This is a genomic window from Streptomyces adustus, from assembly GCF_009377175.1.
In the GTDB taxonomy this organism is placed as follows: domain Bacteria; phylum Actinomycetota; class Actinomycetes; order Streptomycetales; family Streptomycetaceae; genus Streptomyces; species Streptomyces adustus.
Genome location: NZ_VJZD01000299.1, coordinates 1 through 10,620, shown reverse-complemented (window position 1 = coordinate 10,620; position 10,620 = coordinate 1). Strand labels below are relative to the sequence as shown.

Sequence of the window (10,620 nt, the reverse complement as noted above, 5' to 3'; positions counted from 1 at the left end):
TCCTGCGGGAACCGCGCCTCCTCGTCCACCGCGGCCGCGAACGGGGCTATCTTCGCCTCGGCCAGCGAACGGATCGCGTCACGGAGCATGTCGTGCTCCTCGGACGGGCGGTACAGGTCGAAGTCAGCCGATCCGGCCAAGGTCTCTCACGCTCCAAGGGAACTGCGCTAACTACCGTTAAGTAACTCAAATTTTAGGGGCCTGCCCACCGGACAGATACGTGAGCTTGGCGACAAGAGGAAATCTGCCCGTTGAAGAGGCGCGGCACGCCCCGACTATGCTCGGGCGGCACCGCCCAGCGCGTATCGACGCCGTACACCCCAGGAGCACTGCATGGCCGCCCTCAGGATCACCGTGATCGGCACCGGTTATCTCGGCGCCACGCACGCCGCGGCCATGGCCGAGCTCGGCTTCGAGGTGCTCGCGCTCGACGTGGTGCGCGAGAAGATCGAGATGCTGGAGCGGGGCGAGACCCCGATGTACGAGCCGGGGCTCGAAGAACTGCTGCGCCGCCATGTCGCCGGGTTCGAGGGCACCACCGGGCGGCTGCGCTTCACCCAGGACTGGGCGGAGGTCGGAGCGTTCGGCGACGTCCACTTCGTGTGCGTGAACACGCCGCAGAAGCACGGCGAGTACGCCTGCGACATGTCGTACGTCGAGTCTGCCCTCTCCTCCCTCGCGCCACACCTGACCAGGCCCGCCCTCGTGGTCGGCAAGTCCACCGTGCCGGTCGGCTCCGCGGACCGGCTGTCCCGCATGATCGCCGAACTCGCACCGGCCGGCGCGGACGCCGAGCTGGCGTGGAACCCGGAGTTCCTGCGCGAGGGCTTCGCCGTCCAGGACACCCTGCACCCCGACCGGATCGTGGTGGGTGTGCGCAGCGAGCGGGCGGAGAAGCTGCTGCGGGAGGTGTACGCCACCCCCGTCGGGGAGGGCTCGCCGTTCGTCGTCACCGACTTCCCCACCGCCGAGCTCGTGAAGACCTCCGCGAACTCCTTCCTCGCCACCAAGATCTCCTTCATCAACGCGATGGCGGAGATGTGCGAGGCCGCGGGCGGTGACGTGGTCAAGCTGGCGGAGGCGATCGGGCACGACGACCGGATCGGCAAGAAGTTCCTGCGGGCCGGAATCGGCTTCGGCGGCGGATGCCTGCCCAAGGACATCCGGGCCTTCATGGCGCGGGCCGGTGAGCTCGGCGCCGACCAGGCGCTGACCTTCCTGCGCGAGATCGACTCCATCAACATGCGCCAGCGCGGGCAGATGGTGGAGCTGGCCCGCCAGGCGCTGGGCGGCGGTTCCTTCCTGGGCAAGCGGGTCGCCGTGCTCGGCGCCACCTTCAAGCCCGACTCCGACGACGTCCGGGACTCACCCGCGCTGAACGTCGCCGGTCAGATACACCTCCAGGGCGGCCAGGTGACCGTCTACGACCCCAAGGGCATGGAGAACGCCCGGCGGGTCTTCCCCACGCTCGGCTACGCCGACTCGGCGCTGGAGGCCGTGCGGGGCGCCGACGTCGTCCTGCACCTGACCGAGTGGCGGGAGTTCCGGGAGCTGGACCCGGCGCGGCTCGGCGAGGTCGCCAAGGCCCGGCTGATCCTCGACGGGCGCAACGCCCTCGACCCCGAGCTGTGGCGGAAGGCCGGCTGGACCTACCGGGCGATGGGGCGTCCGACCGCCTGACCGGGGCGGAGAACGAGGTGACGCCGGTTCGGCCGAGGCTCAGTCGGCCGAACCGGCGCACTGTTGCATTCTGCCGCACCCGGCCCGCAGGTGACGTAAGAAATTCCTGTGCGTCACCGCCCGGAGCCGCGTGCGACGCCGCGGCCGGGTCCGGCCCTCAGCGGCCCTTGGCCCGGTACCGGCGCATCTTCGCGCGAGCCCCGCACACCGACATCGAGCACCACCGGGCCCGGCCGGCCGGGCTGCGGTCGTAGTACGCCCAGTGGCAGGTCACGTCCTCGCAGGCCTTCAGCCGGGTCCAGGTGCCCGCGACGAGGGAGTCCGCCACGGCGGCCGCGATCCGGGCCCGCAGGGGCGCTCCTGCGCCGGGGATCAGCCGCGCGGAGCCGTCCCGGGCGTCGATCGCCACGTACAGCGGTGCCGCCGCCAGCAGGGCCCCCAGGTCGGTCACCTCGCGATGCGGTGGATGGCCGGCGTGGGCGAGCAGCGCGGCGCGCAGCGACTCGCGCAGGTCGCGGGCGTCCGCCAGATCGTCGAGGGAGAGTCCGAGGCGCGCCCTGCCCTCGGGCGTGTCGAGCGCGTCGGCGCCGGTCCCGAGGTCCAGCGTGTTCACCAGGGACTCGATCAGCGCCAGCCCGCCCGGTGCGGGCGATCTCTCACTCATGGCGGCGCGCCACCTCCGGCTCCCGGTATTTCCCTTGTGACGTTACCTCCTGTGCGGCAGCATGAGGTAACGGTTACTGGTTGACCGTCTCTACAGGTAACGCCGATCGAGGAGGAAGTCATGGCTCTCGCCAAGCTGGACACCGTCGTCCTGGACTGTCCCGACCCCCGCGCCCTGGCCGGTTTCTACGCCGCGCTGCTGGGCGGCACCCTGGAGGAGCAGGAGGACTGGGTCGACGTGAAGGTCGACGGCGCCCAGGTGCTGGCGTTCCAGGCCTCTCCCGGGTACGTACCGCCGAAGTGGCCCTCGTCCGACGGTTCGCAGCAGTTCCATCTGGACCTGACCGTCGACGACCTGGACACCGCCGAGCAGGAGGTTCTGCGGCTCGGCGCCCGCCCGCTGGAGGTCGAGGACCGCTCGCGCAGCTTCCGGGTCTACGCGGACCCGGCGGGGCACCCGTTCTGTCTGTGCCGGGCCTAGTACCGGTACGGGATCCGGCGGAAATGCGGGAGCGGGGCGGCCGTGTCGGCCGCCCCGCTCCGTTCCGTCAGCCGCCGGACGGCTCGTCCGGTCAGCCGTCCAGCGACTCGATCGTCGCGTTGGACGGCGCGCGGGTGGTCCGCAGCTCGCGGGCCACGTCCTCCGCCGCGCCCAGCACCCGCACCGAGTTCTGCCAGGTCAGCTTGGCCAGGTCGGACCTGGACCAGCCGCGGTCGAGCAGTTCGGCGATCAGGTTGGGGTAGCCGGATACGTCGTTCAGGCCGTCGGGGGTGAACGCCGTGCCGTCGTAGTCGCCGCCGATGCCGAGGTGGTCGATCCCGGCGACCTCGCGCATGTGGTCGAGGTGGTCGGCGACCGTCGCGACCGTGGCGACCGGCCGCGGGTTGCTCTCCTCGAAGGCCCGGTGCACCCGCATCGCCTCGGCCGTGGTGTCGAGGTGGTGGAAGCCGTGCGCACGCATGTTCGCGTCGGCGGCGACCGTCCAGTCCACCGCCGCCTGGAGCACGAACTTCGGCACGAACGTCACCATCGCGACGCCGCCGTTGGCGGGCAGCCGCTCCAGCACGTCGTCCGGGATGTTGCGCGGGTGGTCGCAGACGGCCCGGGCCGAGGAGTGCGAGAAGATCACCGGCGCGGACGAGGTGTCCAGCGCGTCGCGCATGGTCGTCGCCGCCACATGGGAGAGGTCGACGAGCATGCCCAGGCGGTTCATCTCCCGGACCACCTCGCGGCCGAACGCGGACAGACCGCCGACCGCGGGCTTGTCGGTCGCCGAGTCCGCCCAGGCCACGTTGTCGTTGTGGGTGAGGGTCAGATAGCGCACACCGAGGTCGTAGAGCCCGCGCAGGGTGCCGAGGGAGTTGGCGATCGAGTGGCCGCCCTCCGCCCCCATCAGGGAGGCGATCCGGCCCTCGGCGCGCGCGCTCTCCAGGTCGGCCGCCGTCAGCGCCCGGCGCAGGTCCGCCGGGTGGCGGTCGAGCAGTTGCCGTACGCAGTCGATCTGTTCCAGCGTCGAGGGCACCGCGTCGGGCAGGTCCGAACGGACGTACACCGACCAGTACTGCGCGCCGACCCCGCCCTCGCGCAGGCGGGGGATGTCGGTGTGCAGGTGGTCACTCTGCCGGGTGGCGATGTCGCGGGCGTCCAGGTCGTAGCGGACCTGCTCGCGCAGGGCCCAGGGCAGGTCGTTGTGACCGTCCACGACCGGGAACTCGGCGAGCAGCGCGCGGGCTTCTTCGAGGGACGTCATCCGCGCGCTCACTTCCCGAAGCCGAAGCCGGCCGAGCCCTCGACCTTGGCGCGCAGCCGCTTGCCCTTCTCGGTGGCCTGGTCGTTCAGCTCCTGCTGGAACTCGCGCATCCGGGTGAGCAGCTCCTCGTCCTGGGTGGCGAGGATGCGGGCCGCGAGCAGACCGGCGTTGCGGGCGCCGGCCACGGAGACGGTCGCGACCGGCACGCCGGCCGGCATCTGCACGATCGACAGCAGGGAGTCCATGCCGTCGAGGTACTTCAGCGGCACCGGGACGCCGATGACCGGCAGCGGGGTGACCGAGGCCAGCATCCCGGGCAGGTGGGCGGCGCCGCCCGCTCCCGCGATGATCACCTTGATGCCCCGGTCGGCGGCCTGCTCGCCGTACGCGATCATCTCGCGCGGCATCCGGTGCGCGGAGACGACGTCGACCTCGTAGCCGATCTCGAACTCGTCGAGGGCCTGGGCGGCGGCCTCCATGACGGGCCAGTCGGAGTCCGACCCCATGACGATGCCTACGACAGGGCTCATTCGGTGATCGTGCCTCTCAGGTAGCCGGCTGCGTGACGGGCGCGCTCCAGCACGTCGTCGAGGTCGTCGCCGTAGGTGTTGACGTGACCGACCTTGCGGCCCTGCTTCACGTCCTTGCCGTACATGTGGATCTTCAGCCGGGGGTCGCGGGCCATGCAGTGCAGGTACGCCGCGTACATGTCCGGGTAGTCGCCGCCCAGGACGTTGACCATGACCGTCCACGGCGCGCGCGGACGCGGGTCGCCGAGGGGCAGGTCGAGGACGGCCCGGACGTGGTTGGCGAACTGGGACGTGATCGCGCCGTCCTGCGTCCAGTGGCCCGAGTTGTGCGGGCGCATGGCGAGTTCGTTGACGAGTATCCGCCCGTCCCGGGTCTGGAACAGCTCGACGGCGAGGTGGCCGACGACGCCGAGCTCCTTGGCGATGCGCAGCGCCATCTCCTCGGCCTTCAGGCCCACGGCCGGGTCGAGGTCGGGCGCGGGAGCGATGACCGTGTCGCAGACCCCGTTCACCTGGCGGGACTCGACCACGGGGTACGCGACCGCCTGACCGTGCGGGGAGCGCACGACGTTCGCCGCCAGCTCCCGCACGAAGTCGACCTTCTCCTCCGCGAGGACCGGGACACCGGCCCGGAACGGTTCGGCGGCCTCCTCCACGGAGTCCACGACCCACACGCCCTTGCCGTCGTACCCGCCGCGGACGGTCTTGAGCACGACGGGGAACCCTCCCCCACCCTCCGCCGCGAAGGCGGCCACGTCCTGCGGGTCGGAGACGATGCGGTGCCGCGGGCACGGCACACCGATCGCGTCGAGTCTGGCCCGCATCACGCCCTTGTCCTGGGCGTGCACGAGCGCGTCGGGGCCCGGACGGACGGGGATGCCGTCCGCCTCCAGGGCCCTGAGGTGCTCGGTGGGCACATGTTCGTGATCGAAGGTGATCACATCGCACCCACGGGCGAACGCGCGCAGCGTGTCCAGGTCGCGATAGTCGCCGATGACGACATCGCTCACGACCTGTGCCGCGGAATCCTGAGGGGTGTCACTGAGGAGCTTGAACCTGATGCCGAGCGGAATGCCTGCCTCGTGTGTCATACGAGCGAGCTGGCCACCGCCGACCATGCCGACTACCGGGAACGTCACGCCCCTAGGGTATCGGCCACGCCCGGACGGCCGATTCCACACCTCTTACCGACGGCTTTCCTGTCTCATACCGGGCGTTTTCCGGGTTCTTTCCAAGCTGTTCCCGGCCTGTGGGCCCGTCCACAGGAAAGCCCGCAGAGGGCCGGTTAGCATGGCTGGGTTGACGTAAACCGACCCGGACGGGGGCACGCACAGCCATGGAACACGGTTCCTCGGGGCTGCGACGACTCGTGCGCGAGGTCGCGAAGTTCGGCGCCGTCGGCGGCGCGGGGCTTCTGGTCAATCTGGGTGTGTTCAACCTGGTGCGCCATGCGACGGATCTGCCCGTCGTGCGGGCCAGTGTCATCGCCACGATCGTCGCCATCATCTTCAACTACCTGGGCTTCCGCTACTTCACGTACCGGGACCGCGACCGCTCCGGCCGCACCCGGGAGCTGACCCTGTTCCTGCTGTTCAGCGCGGTCGGTCTCGTGATCGAGAACGGTGTGCTGTACGCGGCGACGTACGGGTTCGGCTGGGACAGCCCGCTCCAGAGCAACATCTTCAAGTTCATCGGCATCGGCGTCGCCACGCTGTTCCGGTTCTGGTCGTACCGCTCGTGGGTGTTCCGGACGCTGCCCGCGCGGGAGGCCGTCGCGGACGCGGAGTCGCTGCTGAAGGCGGAGTCGAAGAAGACACGGACCCAGCGGGTGAGCTGACCCGGCAGGCTCTCCGGACAGGCCTAGCGGACCGTCGGCTCGTCCTCCGCAACGAGCGTGCGCTTCAGCGGCGTACGCGACAGGAACAGACCGAAGACCGGCGGCTGCGCCTGGAGCATCTCCAGCCGACCGCCGTCCGCCTCCGCGAGGTCACGGGCCACGGCGAGGCCGATGCCCGTCGAGTTGCGGCCGCTGATCGTCCGCTCGAAGATCCGCGCCCCGAGATCGGCCGGGACGCCCGGCCCCTCGTCCGTCACCTCGATGACCGCCTGGTTGCCGGTGACCCGGGTGCGCAGGGCGACCGTGCCCCCGCCGTGCATGAGCGAGTTCTCGATCAGCGCCGCCAGCACCTGGGCCACCGCACCCGGCGTGCCCACGGCCCGCAGATGGCGCTTGCCCGAGCTGACGATGGCGCGGCCCGCGCTGCGGTACGCCGGACGCCACTCGGCCAGCTGCTGCTGGATGACCTCGTCGAGGTCGAAGGAGACCGCCGAGCCGGTACGCGGGTCCCGGGCGTTGGTCAGCAGCCGCTCCACCACGTCCGTCAGGCGCTCCACCTGCGTCAGCGCGATGGTCGCCTCCTCCTTCACGATGTCCGGGTCGTCGGTGAGGGTGATCTCCTCCAGCCGCATGGAGAGCGCCGTCAGCGGTGTGCGGAGCTGGTGGGAGGCGTCGGCCGCCAGGCGCCGCTCGGCGGTGAGCATCCGGCCGATGCGCTCGGCGGAGGCGTCGAGGACGTCCGCGACCCGGTCCAGCTCGGGGACGCCGTACCGCTTGTGCCGGGGACGCGGGTCGCCCGAGCCGAGGCGCTCGGCGGTCTCCGCAAGGTCGGTGAGCGGTGAGGCGAGACGGTTGGCCTGGCGGACCGCGAGGAGGACCGCGGCCACCACGGCCAGCAGCGCCACCGCCGCGATGATCAGCAGGGTGCGGCCGACCTCCCGGGTCACGGACGAGCGCGGCTCCTCGACCGTGACCGTCTCACCCTCCTCGCCCTTGGCGGTGGAGCGGATCACCTCACCGGCCGGCCGGGTGCCGATCTCGATCGGCCGCTGGCCGGGCATGGCGATGCGGGCGTAGCGTTCCTGCGCGACCTGGCCGCGCAGTATCGCCGCGGTGACGGTCTCCTCGCCGAGCAGCCGGCTGTCCACGATGCTGGCCAGCCGCAGCGCCTCGGAGTCCACTCGTTCCTGGGCGCTGTTGCTGATCGTCCGGGTCTCGACGATCACCAGGGACACGCCGAAGACGGCGATGACGACGAGCACCACGGCGAGCGTGGACTGGATCAGTCGGCGGCGCATGACCTCTTACCTAACAAACAGTGGACGCGTCGCCCGGCGGGCGCGGGCTCAGCTCTTCTCGAAGCGGAAGCCCACGCCGCGCACCGTCGCGATGTAGCGGGGGTTGGCCGCGTCGTCGCCGAGCTTCTTGCGCAGCCAGGAGATGTGCATGTCGAGGGTCTTGGTCGACGACCACCAGGTGGTGTCCCAGACCTCGCGCATCAGCTGGTCGCGGGTCACGACCCGGCCCGCGTCCCGGACCAGCACCCGCAGCAGGTCGAACTCCTTGGCGGTGAGCTGGAGTTCCTCGTCGCCCATCCACGCGCGGTGCGACTCGACGTCGATGCGCACGCCGTGGGTGGCGGGCGGCTGCTGCGGCTCGGCGGCGCCGCGCCGCAGCAGGGCGCGGACGCGGGCGAGCAGTTCGGCGAGCCGGAACGGCTTGGTGACGTAGTCGTCGGCGCCCGCGTCGAGACCGACGACGGTGTCCACCTCGTCGGCGCGCGCGGTCAGGATGAGGATGGGCACGGCGTGGCCCTCGGCGCGCAGCCGGCGGGCCACCTCCAGGCCGTCCATGCCGGGCAGGCCCAGGTCCAGCACGACCAGGTCGACGCCGCCCTGCATTCCTGCGTCGAGCGCGGTGGGGCCGTCCTCACGCACCTCGACCTCGTACCCTTCCCGGCGCAGTGCGCGGGCCAGCGGCTCCGAGATGGACGCGTCGTCCTCGGCGAGCAGTACACGGGTCATGGAGTGATGGTAGTCCGCCTCGGACGGGCGCCGAGGTGTGATCGCCCTTGCGGTTTCTTACCGAGGGACATGCCGGACATGGTGCGGGATCGGCCGCCTCGCGAACTCCTCCGGACGCGCCTGCGATCTTGTTACGGACCAGGTAACAGAAGATGTCATCCTTGGATCGGCACGTCGGCCTTCGAATGAACGCGATTGGTTCCATGATCGCCTGTGATCCCGGTCTCAAGTCCTTCCATATCAGTCACTGTCCTGACGTATGGTGAATCAACGCCTCTAGCACAACGGGGACCTTTGGCGAGTTGCCACGCTGAAGGTCTCTTTCATGTGCGGGCTGGCCACGCCAGCCTCTAGAAGGAATGACCTGTGGCCGGGCCTCTCAGCGCATTGACGCGCGTAGAGGCGTGGATCCCGGTGGTCGTCGTCCACCGCTCCGTGATCCGGAGCGGACCCCCTGTGGGCGTGGGGGGACGTGACAGTACCGCCGGTGCCGGCCGCCCCCCACCGGGCGCCGCGACGCTCCAGCAGCGCGCGCGTCCCGAGCAGCAAGGAACGACCAATGGCGTCCAGCCTGACGAAGGATTCGGTCCGTCCGGGCACCCCCGGCTCCGAGAAGACCTTCTTCGGCCACCCCCGCGGACTGGCCACCCTCTTCATGACCGAGATGTGGGAGCGTTTCTCCTACTACGGCATGAAGGCCCTGCTCCCGCTGTACCTGGTGGCACCGGGCGGCCTGCACATGAGCGCGGCCACCGCCACGGCCATCTACTCGGTGTACCTGTCCCTCGTGTACCTGCTCGCCCTCCCCGGCGGCTGGTTCGCGGACCGGGTCCTCGGCCCCCGCAAGACCGTCGCCGTCGCCGGCGTCATCATCATGCTGGGTCACCTCACCCTGGCCCTGCCCTCGTCCGGCACCTTCTTCGCGGGCCTCGGCCTGGTCGCGATCGGTTCCGGTCTGCTGAAGTCCAACATCTCGACGATGGTCGGCCACCTCTACAAGGGCGCGGACGACGCGCGCCGTGACGGTGGCTTCACCCTCTTCTACATCGGCATCAACCTCGGCGCGTTCGCGGCGCCGCTGGTCATCGGCACCGTCGGTGAGAACGTCAACTGGCACCTGGGCTTCGCGCTCGCCGCGCTCGGCATGGCGCTGGGTCTCGCCCAGTACCTGCTCGGCAGCCGTCACCTCGACGCCCAGTCGAGCGTCGTCCCCACGCCGCTGTCCCCCGCCGAGAAGTCCGCCACGCTGCGCAAGTCGGCCCTGTGGGCGGCCGTCGCGGCCGTCTTCTACACGGTCGTCGTCGTCTCCGGCCACTACACGCTGAACTGGCTGCTGGTCCCGATCACCATCGCCGGTCTGATCATCCCGGTCTTGGTCATCGCCCGCATCAAGCGGGACAAGGACCTCGACCGCACCGAGCAGTCGAAGATGTCCGCGTACATCTGGTTCTTCGTCGCCGCGGCCGTGTTCTGGATGATCTACGACCAGGGCGGCTCCACGGTGTCCCTGTTCGCCGACTCCTCGGCGAAGAACACCATCTTCGGCTGGGACTTCCCGGTCTCCTGGTACCAGTCGGTCAACCCGGTCATGATCATGGCGCTGGCCCCGGTCTTCGCCTGGGCGTGGCTGGCGCTCGCCCGGCGCGGCAAGGAGCCGAGCACCGCGGTGAAGTTCGCCATGGGCCTGGTCCTGATCGGCGCGTCGTTCTTCCTGTTCCTCGCCCCGCTGGCGATCGCCGACGGCGGTCACAAGGCGGCCGCGATGTGGCTGGTGGCGATCTACTTCGTCCAGACCGTCGGTGAGCTGACCCTCTCCCCGGTGGGTCTGTCGGTCACCACGAAGATGGCGCCCGCGAAGTACGCCTCCCAGATGATGGGTGTCTGGTTCCTGGCCGTCACCGCCGGTGACGCCACGACCGGTCTGCTCTCCATCGCCGGAGTCGACCTCAACAAGACGGGCATCGTGGCCTTCCAGGCCGTGCTCGCCGTGGCCGCCGGTGTCGCGGTGTGGATGTACCGCAAGAAGGTCAAGGAGCTCATGGGCGACGTCCACTGACGTCCCCCCGAGGCCGCCGACGTCCACCGACGTCCGGCCGGGGCTGATCCACGCGAGGGCCGCCGCACCCCCACCGGGG

11 protein-coding genes are annotated in these 10,620 nt (G+C 70.3%); 4 read left to right on the top strand and 7 right to left on the bottom strand.

Translation table 11 applies throughout. The features are described 5' to 3' along the window. Positions 1–140, bottom strand: a 140-nt coding sequence (locus FNH09_RS40740; RefSeq protein ID WP_162469836.1) for an acyl-CoA dehydrogenase family protein, incomplete at its 3' end; no start/stop codon positions are given. A gap of 193 nt (positions 141–333) precedes the next feature. Between FNH09_RS40740 and FNH09_RS40735 the strand changes: the two genes are divergently transcribed. Then, positions 334–1,680, top strand: coding sequence for a UDP-glucose dehydrogenase family protein (locus FNH09_RS40735; protein ID WP_152894909.1), 1,347 nt, complete (start codon positions 334–336; stop codon positions 1,678–1,680). 157 nt (positions 1,681–1,837) lie between these two features. Here FNH09_RS40735 and FNH09_RS40730 read toward each other — a convergent pair whose 3' ends face one another. Beyond that, complete coding sequence (locus tag FNH09_RS40730; RefSeq protein ID WP_152894908.1) at positions 1,838–2,344, bottom strand: CGNR zinc finger domain-containing protein; 507 nt, start codon at positions 2,342–2,344, stop codon at positions 1,838–1,840. Positions 2,345–2,464: 120 nt separating this feature from the next. On the opposite strand from FNH09_RS40730, the gene FNH09_RS40725 reads away from it, so the two are divergent. Then, complete coding sequence (locus FNH09_RS40725; RefSeq protein ID WP_152894907.1) at positions 2,465–2,824, top strand: VOC family protein; 360 nt, start codon at positions 2,465–2,467, stop codon at positions 2,822–2,824. A 91-nt stretch (positions 2,825–2,915) separates the two neighbouring features. Here FNH09_RS40725 and FNH09_RS40720 read toward each other — a convergent pair whose 3' ends face one another. The 3 genes from FNH09_RS40720 to FNH09_RS40710 are packed head-to-tail and all read right to left on the bottom strand — an operon-like array spanning position 2,916 to position 5,763. Next, the gene (locus FNH09_RS40720) at positions 2,916–4,094 is read right to left on the bottom strand and encodes a dipeptidase (RefSeq protein WP_152894906.1); all 1,179 of its coding nucleotides are present in this window, start codon (positions 4,092–4,094) and stop codon (positions 2,916–2,918) included. A gap of 8 nt (positions 4,095–4,102) precedes the next feature. Further along, a complete protein-coding gene (purE, locus tag FNH09_RS40715) occupies positions 4,103–4,624 on the bottom strand; it encodes a 5-(carboxyamino)imidazole ribonucleotide mutase (protein ID WP_152894905.1) in 522 nt (173 codons plus the stop codon). After that, complete coding sequence (locus FNH09_RS40710) at positions 4,621–5,763, bottom strand: 5-(carboxyamino)imidazole ribonucleotide synthase (RefSeq protein ID WP_162469835.1); 1,143 nt, start codon at positions 5,761–5,763, stop codon at positions 4,621–4,623. Before FNH09_RS40710 ends, purE begins: the two co-directional genes overlap by 4 nt. Before the next feature lie 197 nt (positions 5,764–5,960). Between FNH09_RS40710 and FNH09_RS40705 the strand changes: the two genes are divergently transcribed. Next, complete coding sequence (locus FNH09_RS40705) at positions 5,961–6,461, top strand: GtrA family protein (RefSeq protein ID WP_152894904.1); 501 nt, start codon at positions 5,961–5,963, stop codon at positions 6,459–6,461. Positions 6,462–6,484: 23 nt separating this feature from the next. On the opposite strand, the gene FNH09_RS40700 is transcribed toward FNH09_RS40705, so the two are convergent. Both FNH09_RS40700 and FNH09_RS40695 read right to left on the bottom strand, forming a co-directional pair. Then, complete coding sequence (locus FNH09_RS40700; protein ID WP_152894903.1) at positions 6,485–7,759, bottom strand: ATP-binding protein; 1,275 nt, start codon at positions 7,757–7,759, stop codon at positions 6,485–6,487. 48 nt (positions 7,760–7,807) lie between these two features. Further along, positions 7,808–8,485: a response regulator transcription factor gene (locus tag FNH09_RS40695; RefSeq protein WP_064533465.1), complete on the bottom strand. Its 678-nt coding sequence runs from the start codon at positions 8,483–8,485 to the stop codon at positions 7,808–7,810. Between the two features lie 559 nt (positions 8,486–9,044). Between FNH09_RS40695 and FNH09_RS40690 the strand changes: the two genes are divergently transcribed. Further along, complete coding sequence (locus tag FNH09_RS40690) at positions 9,045–10,541, top strand: oligopeptide:H+ symporter (protein ID WP_152894902.1); 1,497 nt, start codon at positions 9,045–9,047, stop codon at positions 10,539–10,541. Positions 10,542–10,620: the final 79 nt, after the last annotated feature.